The 18,776-nt window shown below is 39.5% G+C and carries 14 protein-coding genes and 1 pseudogene; 1 reads left to right on the forward strand and 14 read right to left on the reverse strand.

Annotated elements, in window-relative coordinates:
- Position 1: 1 nt before the first annotated feature.
- The 9 genes from IGJ99_RS12150 to IGJ99_RS12190 all read right to left on the reverse strand — a co-directional run bounded on the left by IGJ99_RS12150 (position 2) and on the right by IGJ99_RS12190 (position 10,745).
- Entirely contained in the window at positions 2–820 is an 819-nt protein-coding gene (locus tag IGJ99_RS12150) for a PTS system mannose/fructose/sorbose family transporter subunit IID (RefSeq protein WP_175401369.1), read from the reverse strand.
- A complete protein-coding gene (locus tag IGJ99_RS12155) occupies positions 807–1,592 on the reverse strand; it encodes a PTS mannose/fructose/sorbose/N-acetylgalactosamine transporter subunit IIC (RefSeq protein ID WP_023520318.1) in 786 nt (261 codons plus the stop codon). The genes IGJ99_RS12150 and IGJ99_RS12155 overlap by 14 nt, the downstream gene beginning before the upstream one ends.
- Positions 1,593–1,609: 17 nt before the next feature.
- Positions 1,610–2,080, reverse strand: a complete 471-nt coding sequence (locus IGJ99_RS12160; protein WP_010734330.1) for a PTS sugar transporter subunit IIB — start codon at positions 2,078–2,080, stop codon at positions 1,610–1,612.
- Positions 2,081–2,090: 10 nt separating this feature from the next.
- Positions 2,091–2,510, reverse strand: a complete 420-nt coding sequence (locus IGJ99_RS12165) for a PTS sugar transporter subunit IIA (protein WP_041684509.1) — start codon at positions 2,508–2,510, stop codon at positions 2,091–2,093.
- An 83-nt stretch (positions 2,511–2,593) separates the two neighbouring features.
- Positions 2,594–5,368 (reverse strand): sigma 54-interacting transcriptional regulator, encoded by a 2,775-nt coding sequence (locus IGJ99_RS12170; protein WP_438770860.1) that lies wholly within the window; start codon positions 5,366–5,368, stop codon positions 2,594–2,596.
- Between the two features lie 581 nt (positions 5,369–5,949).
- A complete protein-coding gene (mngB, locus tag IGJ99_RS12175) occupies positions 5,950–8,625 on the reverse strand; it encodes a mannosylglycerate hydrolase (protein ID WP_153830029.1) in 2,676 nt (891 codons plus the stop codon).
- Between the two features lie 219 nt (positions 8,626–8,844).
- Complete coding sequence (locus IGJ99_RS12180; protein WP_010734326.1) at positions 8,845–9,945, reverse strand: PTS fructose transporter subunit IIC; 1,101 nt, start codon at positions 9,943–9,945, stop codon at positions 8,845–8,847.
- An 18-nt stretch (positions 9,946–9,963) separates the two neighbouring features.
- Positions 9,964–10,287, reverse strand: a complete 324-nt coding sequence (locus IGJ99_RS12185) for a PTS fructose transporter subunit IIB (protein WP_005225262.1) — start codon at positions 10,285–10,287, stop codon at positions 9,964–9,966.
- Positions 10,284–10,745 (reverse strand): PTS sugar transporter subunit IIA, encoded by a 462-nt coding sequence (locus IGJ99_RS12190; RefSeq protein ID WP_010734325.1) that lies wholly within the window; start codon positions 10,743–10,745, stop codon positions 10,284–10,286. The genes IGJ99_RS12185 and IGJ99_RS12190 overlap by 4 nt, the downstream gene beginning before the upstream one ends.
- Positions 10,746–10,992: 247 nt before the next feature.
- Between IGJ99_RS12190 and IGJ99_RS12195 the strand changes: the two genes are divergently transcribed.
- Positions 10,993–12,927, forward strand: a complete 1,935-nt coding sequence (locus tag IGJ99_RS12195) for a BglG family transcription antiterminator (protein WP_023520324.1) — start codon at positions 10,993–10,995, stop codon at positions 12,925–12,927.
- 203 nt (positions 12,928–13,130) lie between these two features.
- On the opposite strand, the pseudogene IGJ99_RS12200 reads toward IGJ99_RS12195, so the two are convergent.
- From IGJ99_RS12200 to IGJ99_RS12220, 5 genes and pseudogenes are all read right to left on the reverse strand, one after another.
- A pseudogene (locus tag IGJ99_RS12200) lies at positions 13,131–13,497 on the reverse strand (HAD hydrolase family protein); the annotation flags it as partial.
- 55 nt (positions 13,498–13,552) lie between these two features.
- Positions 13,553–15,283 (reverse strand): ABC transporter permease/substrate binding protein, encoded by a 1,731-nt coding sequence (locus IGJ99_RS12205; RefSeq protein WP_010734322.1) that lies wholly within the window; start codon positions 15,281–15,283, stop codon positions 13,553–13,555.
- The gene (locus tag IGJ99_RS12210; RefSeq protein WP_019723090.1) at positions 15,276–16,469 is read right to left on the reverse strand and encodes a quaternary amine ABC transporter ATP-binding protein; all 1,194 of its coding nucleotides are present in this window, start codon (positions 16,467–16,469) and stop codon (positions 15,276–15,278) included. The genes IGJ99_RS12205 and IGJ99_RS12210 overlap by 8 nt, the downstream gene beginning before the upstream one ends.
- 196 nt (positions 16,470–16,665) lie before the next feature.
- Entirely contained in the window at positions 16,666–17,301 is a 636-nt protein-coding gene (locus IGJ99_RS12215; protein ID WP_010734320.1) for a GntR family transcriptional regulator, read from the reverse strand.
- 235 nt (positions 17,302–17,536) lie between these two features.
- On the reverse strand, positions 17,537–18,355 hold the full coding sequence (locus IGJ99_RS12220; RefSeq protein WP_023520326.1) for a GH25 family lysozyme: 819 nt from the start codon (positions 18,353–18,355) through the stop codon (positions 17,537–17,539).
- Positions 18,356–18,776: the final 421 nt, after the last annotated feature.

The raw sequence follows: 18,776 nt of genomic DNA on the forward strand, positions 1-18,776 counted from the left end.
CTTAAAAGAGTCCAATCAAGGATCCTAAAATACCTACGACTGCTAATCCCAGCAGAATAATTAGCGGTTTGACTTCTTTTTTCAAAAGATAGAAGACAGCCCCAAAGGCACCCAATGACAATATTTTCGGAACGATATCATCAAAGATGCTTTGAACCGTAACTGCATTTTCTCCTGAACCAATCTGCAACGGAATGTTGATATCGATCATCGTAGCGGTCATTCCTCCTACGACCATCAAACCAATGATTGCAGCACCATAGGTTAAACTTTCCATCAAACCGTTTTCCTGAATTTTCTTTAAAAATCCTGTCCCAAGTTTATATCCCCAACCAGTCGAAAAATAACGAAATAGTAGATGAGGAACATTGAAAATCACTAGAAACAGAATCGGACCTAGGATATTTCCTTGTAATGCCAATGAAGTTCCTACCCCAGTAGCAATTAGCCGCAACGTTCCCCAAAAGAAGGAATCACCGATTCCCGCTAAAGGCCCCATCAAAGAGGTCTTGATGTTATCGATCGCTGAAGAATCAAAATTTGGATCATTGACATTTTCTTCTTCCATCGCCGCATTGATTCCTAAAATAAGCGTGACGATATGCGGGGTCGTATTGAAAAATTCCAGGTGACGTTTCAACGCATCGGCCATCGATTCTTTTGTTTTGTAGAGTTTCTTTAAAATCGGAATCATCGCATAGACATAAGCTAGGTTCATCTGTCGCTCATAGTTCCATGAGAACTCCATTTGAAATGAACGCCAGAAGACACGATTCAACTCTTTTTTGGTAATTTCGGATTTCTCATTAGAAGTCTTCATCATCATCTAGTACCTCCCCTGAAGTCATTTGAATAGATTGCCCTTGTCCACGAATGTTTCTTAAATTCACGACTACAACAGCCGTTATTGCTCCGAAGATTGCAATCCCTGTAACAGGAATCTCTAAATAAGCTGCTAATGCAAAACCTAAAAAGAAGTACGGTGCAACTTGTTTGTTAATCAGTAACCTAGCCAACATGGCAAATCCAAGGGCGGGAATCAAACCAGTTGCGGCAGATAGGCCGTTCTGTACAAAGGCTGGAATCATAGCCAATAATTTACTAATCGTATTGCTGCCTACCATAAAGGAGATCGTCACTACAAGGGCTAACATCAGGGATAAGCCAAAACCTGCTAATAAGTGCATTCGTTCTACACCTTTGTAGTTTCCATCAGCCGCGTACAAATCGGCTTTTTGGTTCATCATTGGGATAAGCAGCCCCAAGTAAACATTTTTCAAGATAAGGGTCAAGGTAGCGATTGGAAGTCCCAACAGTAAAGCCGTCTCGGTTCCCGCTCCTGCCGTAATTGCGAAAGCTGTGCCCAGAATCCCTCCGGTTACGACATCTGGTGGAATAGAAGCACCGACAGAAAACGAGCCAATAAAAGCTAATTCAAGTGTTGCACCCATAATAATTCCAGTGTTTATGTCCCCCAATACGATTCCTGTAAACAACCCAGTGACAATCGGACGCGACAGTAATGACGTTCCTAATGCGTATTCAGACTGCGCAATAAATGCAACAATTCCAAGTAATATTGCTTGCAGCATCTCTTTTGCTCCTTTCTTTATAAAACATCTTCGACAGCGACTTTTTTATCCGAAGGTACTTGACGGATATCGATAGCGATTCCTTTTGCAACCATTTTTTTCAAAAGTTCTTCTTCTACTGGTAAAACATTGACTGCTTTGCCAATATTTTTAGAGCCTTCTTTGGCTTTGATCCCACCTAAATTGATTTTGTCGATCTCTGGACAGTTTTCTGCTAACTTATACGCATCTTTGATGGAATCAACTACGATGAATAATTTGTATTTATCCGTCACACCGCTTTGCAGGGCATGAATTGAATCCTCAATTGATTTGATCACCAGTTTTACGCCTTGCGGTTTTGCTAATTTGATCGTTGTCTTACGAATATCATTTGTCGGTACATCATCATTGGCAATCAAAATACAATCGGCGCCTAAATTTTGGGTCCAAGAAAATGCGACTTGGCCATGTAATAGCCGATGATCGACTCGTGTCAAAATAATCATGTCGTCCCTCCTAAAATTCTTCTTCTTCGATTTCTTTTGCTATACTATCATTGCAAAACTGGATCATCTCTTTCGAATTGGCCAGCGTTTGGTGGATCGTTTCTGAGATTGCACCTCCTCTTTGAAATTGTGTCGTCAATTCAATCAGCAATGGCAAATTCAAACCTGTAATCAAGTAAAAATTTGGTTGTTGGATATAACGCAAAAATTCATTGTTCACGCTACCACCGAAAATATCTGTGATAACGATCACTTCAGAATGTTTATATGTTTGCATCAAGGTATCCACCGTTGTCGTCAGATCAAATGTTTCTTCCACATAGCAGTCAATCGCAAAGACTGATTGTTTTTTACCGCAGATAAGTTCTAACGAATGTAAGATTCCTGATGCAAATCGTCCGTGTGATGCTAAAATAACGATTTGTTCCACTGCTTTCACCTCACTTTGCTCCAAGTTACACTTTACTAAACGCAAAAAGCGTGCCAAAAAAAGTGGCACGCTTTTCTTATTGATTAAAAATCCGCTTCACCCATTGAATAATCAGTGTTTCCAAATAAAACATCATAAATGTAGCAAACTTCAGATTCCGGTATCGCGACACTGTAAACCTTCTCAATGACACTAAACGCTTTTTTGATTTCATTCAGCTGTTTTTCATGACACTGGAGTAATGTGTCGCTGGCATGATAATTATCAATAGCTTCGTTTCGAATAAGGCGCTCAATCAAACAACTCGTATGGACAAACAACGCAAGTTTGCGATCATTGGTGATTCGTTGCTGCCACATGCGTTCCAGATCTCCCGCGAAAAATTCCATTTGGGAAATTACTTTTTCTGTATCTAGAATCGTGACCGATTGAATCACTCGATCCAATGAAAAGTTTCTTACTAATTGATTGTTCACGTAGGCAATCATCTCTTCATCCAATTCTTCCTTTAGCCAACTTAATAACACTTCTGTCCCAGCGCCTGAAATCAGTTCTTCTAAAGAAATAAAGGGAGCCAGCTCTTGGTGAGGTTTAGTGGTTCCTATAATACCAACAACATCATAAGATGTTAATATTTGTTTCATATGTTCACTATTTTCCAAATGGTTGAATTCATAAGGAAGGATCCGAATCTGTAAATGATCAGGAATACTTTTTTCTAATAAGGTGGAGATTTGAACAGCGGTTCCAATTCCAGTCGAACAAGTCGTAATGACAACTTTCTCTTTTTTAACTTTTGGAAGAATGATCTCCCATTCATTTTGGTGGTAAGCATTTACCCGCTCAGGAATCTCTCTCAACGAAACGTGCTGCTGAATGCATTCTCCGACAGCGATGGCTACACTTGTCGTTACATTGTTCATCATGACAATCGGTACCGTCAATTCTGGGATATATTGATAGACTTCTTTCAAAGAACCCATGTCGAACAAGACAACGAGTCCATTAGATACATCGTTTTTCTGAATATATGCAGTGATCCTTTCCGCAATTTGCTTAGGAGTAACTTCTAATGGCATATCAAAAGATTGAAAAAACGATTCATTCAGTAAACGGTTCGCAACATTTGCGATACTGCTGGCAGTTGCATAGCCATGGGCTACTATGATGCTTCGTGGAAGCAACGTTTCTTTGGAATATCCCATATCATTGATATAAAGTGCAAAAATGATTCGGTCCATACTCGTTAGTTCAATATCCAATGCTTTTTGCACTAGCCCTAACAGATTTTCGGTGTAGCGGTCACTTGTAGAATAATGCTTTTTAACACTTTTCAATAGGTTTTCTGTCAATAAAAACTTTTCTTGATCATCTGGCAGCCATTCCACATTTCTCCGCAGCCATAAATAATAACTGATCGTATAGACCATGCTGCCGTTAAAGCTGATTTGGAAGGAATGCTCGATCTGCTCCATCATTCGCTGGACATGCTCGGTCACAAAAATCATTGTCCGTTGCTTTTGTTCTTGCTTATGATCAAACAATAAATTTTCGAACAGCCTTTCGATTACTTGAGAAATAGGATCAGCGGCAGCTGCAAAGTCCTGCCCTGCCTGGACATAATTGAGTAGGATCTGTTCATACGTTTGAATGATCTGTTGTTGTGCGGGTTCACTTTCCACAGTCAACTGCTGGATTTGCATTTGCCCATCAATCAGAACTGGTTCCATCGTCGCTAGTTCATTGGGTTCATCTGTTAATTGCAGTAAATGTTCTGGTAAATGATAGACCGTGACCGCTATTTTTAGGGCTCCCCGTTTTAGACTGGCGGTGTAGCTTTTGGCGGTAATGATTTTTATCGTGCTTTTCAATTCCCCGACGTTTCCCGAAAAATGACCGGTTGTCAGGATTTCGATCACTTGAGGTGAGATTTCCAAAGGCAGGCCGATTCGTTTTTGTTCCTCATAGAACGCTTGCAAAATCAGCTGTTTCCGTTCGGAAATCGTCCGTTCTACCAAAGCAGGCAGTGTTGCTTGAATTGGGATTCGTCGCAAAAAGGTTGTTAGAAATGTTTGTTTCAAATCTTCAGTCGTCGCAAACACCAGCCGACAATCCACTGGGGTTGACCGGCTCGTATCCCCCATTCGATAGATAACTCCCTGATCCATAAAAGTGAATAATTTTTCCTGTCCTTCGGCATTCAGTCGATGAACTTCATCTAGGAATAGTACCCCCCCGGCTGCTGCTTCAAATGCACCTCTACGATTTTCTTCTGCTCCAGTGAAGGCTCCTTTCACATGTCCAAATAAATTACTCGTCAATAGCTCATGGTTATTGGCATACTGCGCACAATTGATCGTGATCAGCGGAGCATCGCTCTCTAATAATTCATTTTCCACACAATAATGATGGAACATTTTTACAAGAAAACTCTTCCCAGTTCCACTTTCCCCCGTCAGCAAGAAGGGAAGCCCACCATTTGGATAGAAGGCTGCCATCTTGATCTGTTCAATCACTTCTGCCAGACTACCTTTGCTACCGATTACACTGGAAAAAAAATCTTCTTTTCGATCAAAAAAGGGCTTTTCTGCTCCAACAGCAGCTAGACTATCATATACGTTTTGGGTTAAGGGATAATTTTGGATTTCAAATGCCTGTTTATGAAAAAAATACACTGGCCGGGTAGTAATTTTTACTAGATGGCTTTCTTCCGTTAACTGATTTAAATAGTGACTGATCGTGTTTCTCTTGACTGAAAACTTCTCGGCGATATCCTTTGCAGTAAAAATATCGCTTACATTTTCGATAGAGAAAAAAGCTGTTTGATTTTGTAAGTAAGCAAGTAATTGTTCTTTCATCGTCGTTCTCCTTATCCTCTTTATCTGATTATCATAACTTAACAGGCTAAGACTTACTATACAATGAATAATAGAGCAATTATTCTTTTAAACCACAAAAAGTAGCATCCTGAATAACGATTGCTACTTTTTATTCTGTATATAATACTTATGTGACAGTCAGTAAATAGTTCTATTACTATTTCCGATTCATTTATGTTCGCTTAACACTATTAATTTCAATCCGATAGCACTATTCACCACTTCAACTTCAACTCCATCTTTTACCATATTGGTGAGGATCAGTGGTCCCTTATTTTTTTTGATCCAAGCGCCAATTACCCTTATTAGAGTTCGATCCATTTTTTTCAGTTATTTTTGTGCTGAAGTCATGGGCACGTGACATAAGTTAACTAGTTACGCTTTCCAGATTTGACTTTACACAACTTATTAGTCCTTATTGACAAAGAGCCAGATTCTTGCTTGTTTCGCATTAGTAAACAAAGAGGCTCGTAAGTACTTTAATAAGACTTACGAACCTTTTTCGCTTTTCTGTCTCATAAGCGGACTCACTACTTCGCGTCACTTTTTCTCAGTAGCGATCATTCCACATACAATGTCACAAATTTTGCATGGTCAATCTTTTCAAGAGTGACGGCATTATTTTCCACCAGAAGTGCTTCTTTCTTAGCTTCTTTTAGATTGACTGTTTCTACTACGTTCACTGGATGGTTGAATGTGATAGTCGCATGTCCCACTTCATCTAAAAGCCCATTGTATAGACGCAAAATGTAACCTGAACGCTCTTCCGCCTTTTTCAATACACTCAAGGTTAGATTGCCATTGATCTCAAAAAGACTAAAGTTTGTCGGCAAAGTTGGCTCAACCGATCCTAAAGTAAAAATCAATCGGGAATTCAGGAATTCTGCGTATTGATAAAGAGTGATCGGTGTTACTGCTTGTTTGGCACGTTGTGCGACATTTGCTTGGTCAAATCCCTGAGCAAAGTAAGCAATGGAGAAATCAAAATGCATCGTTTTGTGGCACTGTGCAGCTGGTGTCTCAATCACTGATTCTCCTGAAGCACGCCCTGGGCGATACAGTAGATTCTCTTTCCCCATGAAGCCATAGGTCCGGAAAATGGTTAAGCGAATCGTATCAAACGCTTCTCCCACAATCTCATATTCACGTACCCCTTGGGGCATGACTGCTACGCCATGGGACGCATCGAATAAACCGACAAAGGATTGACAAGTTTCTATGGCAATCGGTTGCTCATTCCATTGCTCTTTATTGGTTTCCCAAAGGGCCATTTCTTTTTCAAATACAACTGGGCGCTCCAACGTACCAAACTGTTGGTCAGCAAGCGAAAATTTCGAGGAAATCCCAGTATTAAATAGCACACATACCCGATGACTGTCCACTTGTTGGTTTTCAACCGTTAATTTGAAATCAATTTGTTGTGATTGTTTTTTCAACACCATCGTCAATTGGATCGGCAGTGGAGATGAGACTTTCTTTTCTGCACGTTCAGCTAAATCCTTCGGAACCTTCAACGTGTAAGCTACATGGATTTTCTGATAAATCTCTGATTGCTGAATGGTGATCGTTGGTTGCGCATCAATTGATGAAATCACAAAATCTTTCACAGGTGGTGAATAATTGAATGAATCACCATCGTCGCCATTTTCTTCAATGATCCCTTGGTTTTGGTAAAGCACTTGATTGGTTTTATCAAGAATATCCAAAGAACCATTGTTATTGACAGTGATCTGATAGTACTCATTTTCAACCGTATTGGTTTTAACATCCTGCAATGGTGCGCTTGTATCACCTTTCAAATCAACCGTCAGCTGGGTATACCCCATACTCGGCACATCCGTCGTTTCTAAGGCAATCTTCGCTTTATAGACTTTCTCCGGCAAATAGATTTCCTTGACTGGATTTAAAATATTTCCTTGATTCAAAACATACTCCGTTTGGTCGGTAAGCTCTAAAATCGTATAAGGCAACGCCTGACCAGCTTGATCAAGAATCGCAAACTCTTTTTGTGGCAAATAAACCTCTGCTTCAATGACTCCATTGCGCCTTGTATCATAGGTATTGAAGAGCGTGAAAGTAATTTCTTGTGCTTGTGGGTTATTGATTGCAGTAGAAATCTGTCGTAAAGTCAATTCGACAAGATTCATGGAAATATCTCGCGCCTGCTTATAGCGCATATAGATATCTTCATTGGTCGTATCAGAAACACAAGAACCAATGGAATCATGCGCCGCATTTTCAAACATTAACTTCCAAATCTCTATGACTGTTTCCACGGGGTACTCAAATCCTAATTGCATGGCCATCGTTAAGATAGGCTCCATGACATTGACTAAGTAATGTTGGATCTGAGTGTTCATCGCCTTCAAATCAGGACGTGAAGAAAAAATCGTTTTATGGATTCGCATCAATTTGCCATTGATCAGTTCACCGGCGATTTCTTCCAACTCAGGATGGCCTTCTTTGACTGCGGCAATGTATTTTTCAATCGTTGAAAATTGTAACTCATACTCATCCTCATAAAGTTGATTCATTCGATCAACTAATTCTGGAAGATTTTCTCTGACTGGTGCTTGGTCGAAACCATTTGGAAAATACACTTGATCGGTAGCACTGCGTCCCCAAGTCGTTTTAAACGGTTCTTGATGTAAGAACTCTGCTAATTCTGCTTCTCGTTCTGGAATGGCACCGCCAATGTAGTACCCACTTGGGATCTGGTAGACATTGACCACCGAACCATCTTCTCCACGCCATTTGTACTCTGTATATTTAACGTCGTCATCACTGACACCACGCCAAAACATCGTATCATTGATACCAAACTCACGATAGATTTGTGGCATACTGGCTGCTTGGCCGAAAGAATCTGGGACGTACCCAACATTCATGTATGTCCCGAAATCTTCACAAATTTTCATGCCGTATAACATATTCCGAACAATGCTTTCTCCCGAGATCACTAATTGATCGGTTTGAGTGTACCATGGGCCAATGATCAACTTCCCTTGTTGAACAAGTTGTTGAATCCTTTCTTTGTCCTGCGGACGCCACTTCAAGTAATCATCTAACAGCGAAGCCTGTCCATCTAAAATGAAGCTCTCATAGGGATCATCCTTTTCTAGTTGTTCAATGACTTTTCTTAAATTGTGCATCAAATAGATTTTCGAGCGACTTGTAGTAAAATACCATTCGCGATCCCAATGACTGTGGGGTACGACATGTACTGTTTTTTTCATTCAATCATTCCTCTCCCGTTATTAAAAAAGGCACGTAACGATGGTTGTCGTTAGTGCCTATTAATTTTTCTCAATTTTTTTACCATCTGGTACGCATAATTTGTTCCTTACGTAAAATATTTCGAATTTTGCCATTTTCGTACAAGCTAAAAGCGTTCTTAGAAAATCATCTGCTCGTGCCTTTTCTTTCGCTACTATTTAGCTAATCGGCTTTGTTACTCAATTTTCAAAGCTCAATTCAATATCATCAAGCGTAATGTCTTCTTTTTGTTCTTCTTGCTTATTGAAATTCACAAATAAAGGAGCGACAAAACCGATGAAAGCAGCTCCTGCAAATAGTCCAATCAAATACGCCCAACCGTTCCCAACAGTGAAGAAGCCATAAATCCCTCCAACAGGCGGCATTTTGTCATACATTCCTAACGCGATCCCCAAACCTGAAGCGATTGCTCCTCCCAACATGTTGATCGGTACAAGCCGTAATGGATTGACTAATGTAAAAGGAATTGCTCCTTCTGTGATTCCGATAAAGCCCATAATAAAGTTATTACGGCCAGCATCCAATAGCTCTTTATTGAATCGATTTTTGTGGAATAAAGTTGCTAAGGCGTATCCAAATGGCACCGCACAAATCGCAACATTTACGATAATTGCTGGTAAATACACACCTTCAGCTAGTAAAACATTTCCTGCCATCCAAGCAGCTTTGTTTACAGGCCCCCCTAAGTCAGAGCCAATCATTGCCCCCATGATGACTGCAAGCAAAATTTTGTTGACGTCGTTTTCAATCATGGTTCGAATCCATTCAACCAAGCTAGTATTAATCCATGCCAATGGCTCAGAGAGTAATGCGCCCATGACGATCGCTACGGATAATGTAGCAATCAAGGGTAAAATGACCAGCGGCATCACTCCAGCAAATGACTCCGGTAATTTGATATGTTCTTTAGCCCACTTCACTAAGTATCCTGCTAAGAACCCAGCAATAACTGCCCCTAAAAAACCAGCATTTGTGCTAGAAGCGACCGCACCGCCGATAAAGCCGGCCCCTAAAGCAGCTTTATCTCCAACAGAATACGCTATAAACCCAGCTAAGACAGTATTGATCAAACCGATTCCTGTCCACCCTACTTGTTCAATCAAATAAAGCGCATGTTTAAAGCCTTCAGTGCCAGCATAAGGATCTAAGCTTGTTATCCCCATACCAAGAGCAATCATTTTCGGAATGGCAACAACTAGTGAAGCGCCAATAATCAACGGCAGTACAAAACTAATTCCACTCATCAAGTGGCCTTTTACATCTGCTAGAACTCTTTTCATCATCCTTGCCTCTTTCCTTTAGTTTGCGTTTCTTTGTTCCACAGCTGCGACACATTTCTTTAGCACCGCTTCCGGTGCTTTGATACACGTATTAATATTTACCCGAATTTGCGGTTTTCCTTCAAACCGTTCCATCCCAACAACTTTTTGATCAGTCGCTAAAAGTAAGAAATCTGCTTCTTTTGCTTCTGCTGCAGTGATCTCGTTGACTTGCCCTAACGAACCTTGCTGTTCGATTTTGACCTCATAGCCCAGTTTCACACCAGCTTTTTCTAAAGCTTTTGCGGCCATCGGTGTATGTGCCAATCCTGCTGGACAGGCGGAAATCCCTACTATTTTCATATGATTTTCTCTCCCATCATTTCCTTTTTGATCAATTCTGCTAAATAAGCTTTATCTTTCGATTGTTGAATCTGCTGGATGAATGTATCTTCAAGCAACGCTGTTGCTAGGCGACTCAACATTTGCAAATGCACCGTTCCTTCATCTTTTTTAGGAACCATCAAAGCAAACACATTTTTGACTGCAGAATCATCGAAGGTTTCCCATTCGATGGCTTGTTCTAAGCGAATAAACAAAACGGTCGGTTTCAAAACCGGTTCAGCTTTTGCATGCGGAATAGCAAAGCCTTCTTGTAAGCCAGTTGAATATTGTGCTTCCCGTTCAATGAATGCCGCATATGTGTCTGTTGCATCGGTAACGATTCCGGATTCATAGGCATGATTCGCAATCACGTGAAACAGTTCTTCTTTTGATCTAACAGCCACATTCAAGAGAATATTTTTTTCCTGAAAATCCATCTCATCTGCTCCTTTCCTTTATTCTAAAACCATCATAGTAATTCGTGTGGTTTATTTTCTGTACACGTTTAATTTACGGTTTCTGATACACGATGTAAACACACCAAATTTCCAATTCAAGTGGCAATCATTAGTAAAGCGTTTTCCAAAATGATTGCCAACTCTTCTGGAAATTTTCAGTACTAGTGAAGCATTTCATTCTTATTCTTTCTATTGTATGATGAGGAAGAGCACGGAGGTGAAACAATTGTCAAAACTTGCTTATCAACGATTAGATGATCTATTGGAAGTATTAACTAGACAAACGGTGCCGCTACCAATGAAGGAGTTAACGAAAAACTTCTCGATTTCTGAACGAACGGTTCGGACAGACATTGCGAATTTAAATGATTTATTAACAAACGTGGGAGCCTCCATCAAGTTGATTCGAGGGCAAGGCTATTTGTTGTCCATTGGTTCAAAAGAACAATTTCATGACTGGTGGACAGAAAGTATGTCAACCACAGAGTTCTTTCTAACCACTAGTGAAGAACGACAAACCTACCTACTTTTCCTATTATTCAAGAATGAAAACCCTTTATCCTTGGATGATTTTCTCGATCGGTTATTTATTAGTAAAAACACATTTTACTCATACTTAAAAACGGCTCGAGACAATTTAGCCACCTATCACTTAAAAATAGTAAATCGACCAAATATTGGCTTTGAAGTCTTGGGTAACGAATTCGCCAAGCGTCAGGCTATCAGTGATCTGTTAATTGAAAAAGATCTACAAGAGTACTTGATCGGTTTTACAGAAATGGAACTTGAGTTGTTTGATACGATCAATCTAGTCCACTTACAAGAATTGGCATTAAATCATCTGGCATCCTTAGACTTGTTAGACTCTGACTACTATCATAAAAACATTCTTTCTCATTTTGCTTTAGCAATCAGCCGCTTTATAGCTGGCCATGAGATCAACGAATTTCCCTTGCATGTGCCTGCGCTCAAAAAAGACGCCCAGAAAGTAGTTGGTCATTTCTTAGAAGAAATCGATCATGCATTTGATATACAATTGACTGCAGGAGAAAAACAATACTTTATTTACTATCTTGCGATGAATGCACCACGTTTAGTTGAAACTGGCGATTCAAACGATTCTTCCACAGAAACTGCTAAAGCTATCGTCGAAGAATTACTAACTGCGATCAAACAGACGTCAAACTATGCATTAGAGACAGATAAGATGCTAATAGAAGATCTGACTTCTCATATAGAAGGTTTTATCAATATGAATCTAATGGATGCACGCCGCAGCAATCCATTACTGGCAACGATCAAAAAATCTTTTCCACAGGCTTATGATTTATGTTTGACCCATTTAGAAACGGTAAGCATGAAACATGGTTTTTATTTTTCTTCTGATGAGATCGGTTATATTGCTTTGCACATCGCAGGTGCTATGGAAAGGAGTTCTATCAGAAATCATCATAAACATCGCGTCATCCTTGTTTGTGGAACCGGTCGAGCCATGAGCCGTATTATTGAAGCGAAAATCATCAAGCACTATCAAGAAACGGTCGAAGTCGTTGATCGCTTTTCTTATGTTGAACTACAACAATGTGATCTTTCTGCAATTGATTTTGTAATCACAACCGTTCCATTAGAGCTGTTTTCTGTTCCTTCAATTTATATCAACATGGCACAACTAGACAAGGAAATCAGCAAAATCGAATCGTTCATTGAAACACTAAGCGAAGCAAAAAACGGCATCTATTCATTGTTTCAAGAAGCATTTTTTCTTCATGAAAATCATGCAGATAAAGAGACCCTGTTAGAGAAAATGGCACAGCAATTGTACCAAAAAGATTTTGTGCCAAAAGATTTTTATGACAGTGTGAAGAAACGAGAAGCAATCAATCAGACGAATATCAACGAGTGGTTAGCTATCCCCCATCCCATGACATTGATGGCGAAACGCTCGGTTGTTTCAGTGGCAATCATTCCAGATGGCGTTGATTGGGGAAATGGTGACTTGGTTAGATTTGTCTTTCTCTTTGCGATACAAAAAAACGAATATGAAGAGACAGAAGAAATCTATAGTCTTTTATTAGAGTTGATGGATCGTGAAGATGTTCAACAAGCAATCTTGCAAAAAAGTGATTATCACCACTTTTTGAGTTGTATGAAACAATTATAAAAAACTGGGAACACCGCTAGTAGCTTTACACGTCTAAATCAATCAGATGACTGGAACAGTGTTAAATTTGGCACAATGATCTTATTAGCTCATGCAGCTGATTTATCACTTGATGGATTCGTTGATTATTTACAGACAAAAAAAGAGTCTTCTGCCAATTAAATGGTTGAAGGCTCTTTCTCTGAAATCAACTCACTGGGTTTTCATGCTTGTAAAGCAATCATTTTTTTGATGGTATGGAGTACCGCATCTTCATCGTTCGACTTTGTCACAAATTGTGCAACTTCTTTGATTTGCTCAAAGGCATTGCTCATCGCAAAGCTGTAAGCGGCACATTCTAATAACTCGACATCATTTAGACCATCGCCAAATACCATGGTTTCTTCTGGTGTGACGTGGAGAATTCTTTGCAATTCTGTCACTGTTGTTCCTTTATGGACATTAAGATTTGAGATATCGATCCAAGCGGCTTCTGAAGCAACGATATAGGCTTTTTTTTTTAATTTTTCCAATTGTTTGACATGTTCAAAACAGTTTTTTTTTCGGATCAAACACGGTGATTTCCAAAAAAATGACTTTACCGAAACAGTTTTTGTTTCAGTAAAGTCGATTTTTTTTTATTTATTTAGTTTTTCCAACTAGCAACTTTTTCTTGGTTCTTATCGATCCATTCTCTTGCTGCTTGTTGTGGATCTTTGCCGTTGTTGATTTCCAACATGACTTCTTCCATGTCTTTTTCTGTCCAGTTGAATTTATCCAACACAGCGTATGCTTCTGGTTGATCTTCTTTTAAGCCTTGGCGGACGATAGTGTGGATTTCTTCCGCATCTCCCATCGCATTTTTTGGATCTTCTAGATATTTCAAGTCATACTTCGCAAACATCCAGTGTGGTGTCCAACCAGTAAAGACGATTGGTTCTTGATTTTTGATTGCTTGTCCTAATGCAACCGTCATTGCACCTGAAGAAGAGGTCTCAACTGTCCACCCCTCCAGATTTGGATATTGGGCAATCGTATTTTCTGCAGCATTCACCACACCTGCACCAGGTTCGATACCGGTGATTTTTTTGCCTGCTTCATCGGTTAGATCCGCAATCGAGTTAACATCCATGTATGCTGGAACAGCTAATCCGACTTTGGCACCTTTCAAGTTTGCACCTAGATCATCGACTTGATCTTTGTATTGTTCATATTGAGAACCATGAGTCTTAGGTAACCAAGCAGCCACCATTCCATCTGATTCTCCTTTTGCAACGGATTCCCACATGATCGAATTATCAAGAGGTGTCACTTTCACATCATAGCCCATCTCTTTTAAGACTTCTGCTACGACATTTGTTGAAGCAACTTCTGTATCCCATTCCACATAAGAAAGATTGATCGTGTTTGTTTCTTTTGTTGAAGAACTAAAACTTCCAACACCGATCGCACCTAATAAAACAACGACTACTGCACCAATGATCACTCCTTGGCGCTTTTTATTTTTTTGTTTCGCAGTACCTGCTGCTTTTTGATCATTTGGTTGATTCAAGTGTTGCGTAAAACGGTCAATGATAATGGCTAAGATCACCAATGCTACCCCATTGACAAAACCATTTCCGACTTGTGCACGTTGTAAAGCAGAAAGGACACCACGACCTAAACCAGGCGCTCCGATCATTGAGGCAATCACGACCATTGAAAGAGAAAGCATAGTTGTTTGATTGATCCCTGCCATGATCGTTCCTTTTGCTAGTGGTAATTCAAGTTTCACTAGTTTTTGCCAACTCGTACTACCAAATGAATCAGACGCTTCTACTAACTCTTTCGGTACTTGGCGAATACCTAGGTTCGTAAAGCGAACAGTTGGTGGTAAGGCAAAAATCACTGAGGCAAACACCCCTGGAACCATACCAATTCCGAAAAAGGCAACCGCTGGAATCAAATAAACAAAACCAGGCATTGTTTGCATAAAGTCAAGGATCGGTTTAATGATTCCTTGCGCTTTATCATTTTTTGCCATGAGAATACCAAGAGGTACACCAATGATGATCGAGATCACACTAGATAGTAAAACCAATGTGACAGTATTCATCAAATCTGTCCATAGCCCTTGATTATAAATGAACCATAAGCCAATCAAAGTAAATAATGTCAATCCGGGACGTTTTTTTGAAATAAAGAACGCTGCAACTGCCATTAAAAGAATAAATAGTGGTGCTGGTATCACTAATAAAAGATTCGTGATAGCTGTCATCACTGCTTGACCAATCGTTTGAAGGAATGAGAACAGTCCTGCGAACGTTGTTGTCAACCAATCAGTGATCGTTTCGACCCAGTCAGCGACGGGTATTTGATAGTTCAATAGATTATTCATGTTCGCTCACCTCACTTGTTGCTGCTAATGCTTCGATTACGCTACCTCGGATAATAACGCCTTTTAATTTCCCGTTATCAACCACGGCTAATGGAGTCGGCGAATCATAAATAATATTGAAGATATCACTAACTAACATATCTTTACCGATCACGGTAACATTTTCATCAAGGAAATCGATCAATGGACGTTTTTGACGTCTTGCTTCTAATGCTTGATCTGCTGTAATGATCCCTTTTAAGTTACGTTTTCTATCAACAGCCATCAACATGCTGACTTCTTCATTACGCATACGTGTCAACGCAACGTTTGGACCATCTGATTCGATGTTTGTTGTTAGTGCAGGAACCATGATGTTTTGCGCCGTCAAGACTTTCGAGCGATCGACTTCTTCAACGAATTCTCTCACGTAATCATTGGCTGGATTAGTCAAGATTTCTTCCCCAGTACCGATTTGCATGATTTCTCCGTCTTTCATCAACGCAATGCGATCCCCGATACGCAATGCTTCATTTAAATCATGTGTGATAAAGATGATCGTTTTTTGCACATTGGATTGTAGTTCCAATAACTCATCTTGCATTTCACGACGAATCAATGGATCAAGTGCTGAGAAAGCTTCATCCATCAATAGGATCTCTGGATCATTTGCCAATGCTCGGGCTAACCCAACACGTTGTTGCATCCCACCAGATAATTGACTAGGATATTGATCTTTAAAGGATAACAAGCTTGAGTTCTCTAACGCTTTTTCTGCTTTAGCTTGACGTTCTTCTTTAGGAACACCGCGAACTTCAAGACCGTATTCTGTATTTTCTAAAATCGTACGATGTGGGAATAGACCGAAGTTTTGGAACACCATGTTGATTTTGTGACGACGAACTTCGCGAAGTTCTTCTTTGCTAAGTGTTGAGATGTCTTCTCCATCAATCAAGATATTGCCAGATGTTGGTTCAATCAAACGATTCAATAGACGGATCAAGGTTGATTTCCCACTCCCCGAAAGTCCCATGATCACGAAGATCTCACCTTCTTGTACATCAAAACTCGCTTCATATACACCGACAGTTGCGCCGGTTTTTTGTAAAATCTCTGTTTTCGATTGGTGCTTTTTCATCATTTCCAAAGCAGTTTGTGTTCGTTTACCAAATATTTTCGTTAAGTTTTTGACTTCTACTTTTACCAAACAAATTCTCCTTTGTATGTAAATTCATTTTTCTTTCTGAAAAAAGTGACCACACTACGATAACACCATGTAGTCACTTTGTCAAAATTCAAGCATCTCTATTCTTAGTGAAACTATACAAAAAAATGGTCAATCCCTTATCAGTATAGGGATTGACCAAAATTAGAATTAAATGAGATTTTTCTTATCCGCTCGTTCACTGCCCATCTGGATAAAAAAAGTTTGTCATTCGTTGCAGCGTATACTCGTTCCCAATAAAGTGGACAGTATCCCCCGCTGAAAATTTAGCATATGGACCAGGCGAGACCAACAGTTCTTGATCGTGGGAAATTGCAATCACTGTTGCACCAGTGGCTTGCCAAATATTCAATTCGCTGATGGATTGGTTTAAGTGAGCCGCTTCCTCTGTCAAAGCAAGTTCAAAAGGCAGAAGTGGGTTCATCTTATGTATTCGTTTCGTTTGGCTCACCAGTTGATCCAATAGTTGTGAAAAATGGTTCAATTCTTCTTGTTGTTTTTTCACGCTTTCCATGATTTCTGCTTTTGTTTCTTGGATCGATTGCACATCTTGGTATTGTAAAAGGAAATCCTTTGCTTTTTCTTTAGATGCTACAAACGCGCCACTGCCATGACGAACTTCCATGATCCCCAGATCGACCAAAACATTGATTGCTTTACGAGTCGTCTCTGGCGAAGCGTTATACGTGCTTGCTAAAGTGGATCTTGCATGGATCTTCTCGCCGATTTGATAACGATTTTCTACGATTCGTTCAGCCAAATCAACAGCGATCTGTTGATAACGTGGGCGAACCAGTTTGGTTTTTTCACTCATTTTATTCTTCCTCTTTCATCTACTTGTCAGCTAACATCTTACTATGGACGCTTCAAAGAAGCAAAAGTAAACTGGTTTTATTTTTTTCTTCTATACAAGAAATCCGGTAGTTATCAGTTGATTTCTCAAACTAAACAGTTCGTATCACTCACTTCGAGAATAAAGCGACAACCACGAAAATCAAAAAATTTTCGTGGTTGTCTTTTTGTTTCTTGCGCTAAAAAATAAATTTCATTTAACTTGTAAATTTTTTCAAATAGTCACTACTTACATCAAAATGACGGCTAGGAAATTCTGGGAAATAAAGATCACTTGCCCACTGCCAAGCTGCTGTATCTGTATGCAAAGGATTTTTATCAGAAGGATCGTAGGGCCACTGTGCAACCCAACAATTTTCTTTTCCTAGACGTGTCATATCCAATTTGTTTTCGGTGAACCAAGAAGCACTCGAATAGTGGGCGACGTTTTGATAGCCTCCCTGTTGGATCGCTTTTTGGAAAACCAATGCATTATCTGTCACTTTGTCCACGTTCATCTTTGGATTTTCGCTATCGTTGACAACAACAGTTGACGATGACAGGTTCAACTCTTTCATATAATCCAATAAAAACTGAGCTTCCCCTTTTGTGTCAGCTTCTTCATTGAACCACGCATAATGATAGACACTTACTTTTAGGCCTGCCGCAACGGCTGAAGCAATCTGTTCAGGAGCAAGCGGATTTTTATACGAGTCTCCTTCAGTCAATTTTATGACTACCCCTTTAATGCCGTAGGTTTTCATCGTTTGAAATTCTTCACTCGATATCTTGCCATTATTGGAAGATATGTCAATAAAATCTTTAGCTGGTCTGCCTGGTTCTGCAGCGGAGATTCCTGAATCGTCTGTCAGACTTCGAGTGAATGACTCTGAGAATTGGTTGCTGCTACCTAACACATGTTGATTTTTTTCAGTAATCGTAGGTTTGATTGGAATCGAAGTTGCCTGTGCTGTTCCTCCAACGTAAACTAGTAAAGTAAAACAAATAACACCTACCCATTTGACCATTGTACGCATCTTGGATCGCTTCCTTTTATTGAATTTTCAAAGCATCAACAAGACGTCCTGTTGGCTCTATTTAAACAAAAATCTAGGAATAAAAAAACAGATAACATGACAATTAACCAATTTTTAAACATAACATCGTTATTAAAAATTAAAAAAATATTGTTAGTTCAATTTTTACAACATTTATCATCTTACTACTATATATAGTGAGTACTCTTTTGACTTTTGCTATTTTGATTCGGGTTTCTCTTTTCGATGATCCTTAGACACTTCATGATCATTTTTCGTTTTGTGAAAAAATTTCTATCTCTAAAATGTATAAATACCTTTTTCTTCTGGTTTTGATCTGCATTTATTTCTCTTCTTCTTTCCATCATTTTGCATACCTTTTTCGTTTGTGATTTTTCGATCGAACATTCATTTATTGGCA

Origin of the sequence: Enterococcus sp. AZ095b, from assembly GCF_051714725.1 — a bacterium.
GTDB lineage: Bacteria > Bacillota > Bacilli > Lactobacillales > Enterococcaceae > Enterococcus_B > Enterococcus_B pernyi.

What these genes read in the sequence shown, in the direction of transcription:
- IGJ99_RS12170 (WP_438770860.1), bottom strand. Translation starts at nt 5,368, where the DNA reads ATGAAAGAACAATTACTTGCTTACTTACAAAATCAAACAGCTTTTTTC.
- mngB (WP_153830029.1), bottom strand. Translation starts at nt 8,625, where the DNA reads ATGAAAAAAACAGTACATGTCGTACCCCACAGTCATTGGGATCGCGAA.
- IGJ99_RS12150 (WP_175401369.1), bottom strand. Translation starts at nt 820, where the DNA reads ATGAAGACTTCTAATGAGAAATCCGAAATTACCAAAAAAGAGTTGAAT.
- IGJ99_RS12185 (WP_005225262.1), bottom strand. Translation starts at nt 10,287, where the DNA reads ATGAAAATAGTAGGGATTTCCGCCTGTCCAGCAGGATTGGCACATACA.
- IGJ99_RS12155 (WP_023520318.1), bottom strand. Translation starts at nt 1,592, where the DNA reads ATGCTGCAAGCAATATTACTTGGAATTGTTGCATTTATTGCGCAGTCT.
- IGJ99_RS12215 (WP_010734320.1), bottom strand. Translation starts at nt 17,301, where the DNA reads ATGAGTGAAAAAACCAAACTGGTTCGCCCACGTTATCAACAGATCGCT.
- IGJ99_RS12190 (WP_010734325.1), bottom strand. Translation starts at nt 10,745, where the DNA reads ATGGATTTTCAGGAAAAAAATATTCTCTTGAATGTGGCTGTTAGATCA.
- IGJ99_RS12180 (WP_010734326.1), bottom strand. Translation starts at nt 9,945, where the DNA reads ATGAAAAGAGTTCTAGCAGATGTAAAAGGCCACTTGATGAGTGGAATT.
- IGJ99_RS12205 (WP_010734322.1), bottom strand. Translation starts at nt 15,283, where the DNA reads ATGAATAATCTATTGAACTATCAAATACCCGTCGCTGACTGGGTCGAA.
- IGJ99_RS12160 (WP_010734330.1), bottom strand. Translation starts at nt 2,080, where the DNA reads ATGATTATTTTGACACGAGTCGATCATCGGCTATTACATGGCCAAGTC.
- IGJ99_RS12220 (WP_023520326.1), bottom strand. Translation starts at nt 18,355, where the DNA reads ATGCGTACAATGGTCAAATGGGTAGGTGTTATTTGTTTTACTTTACTA.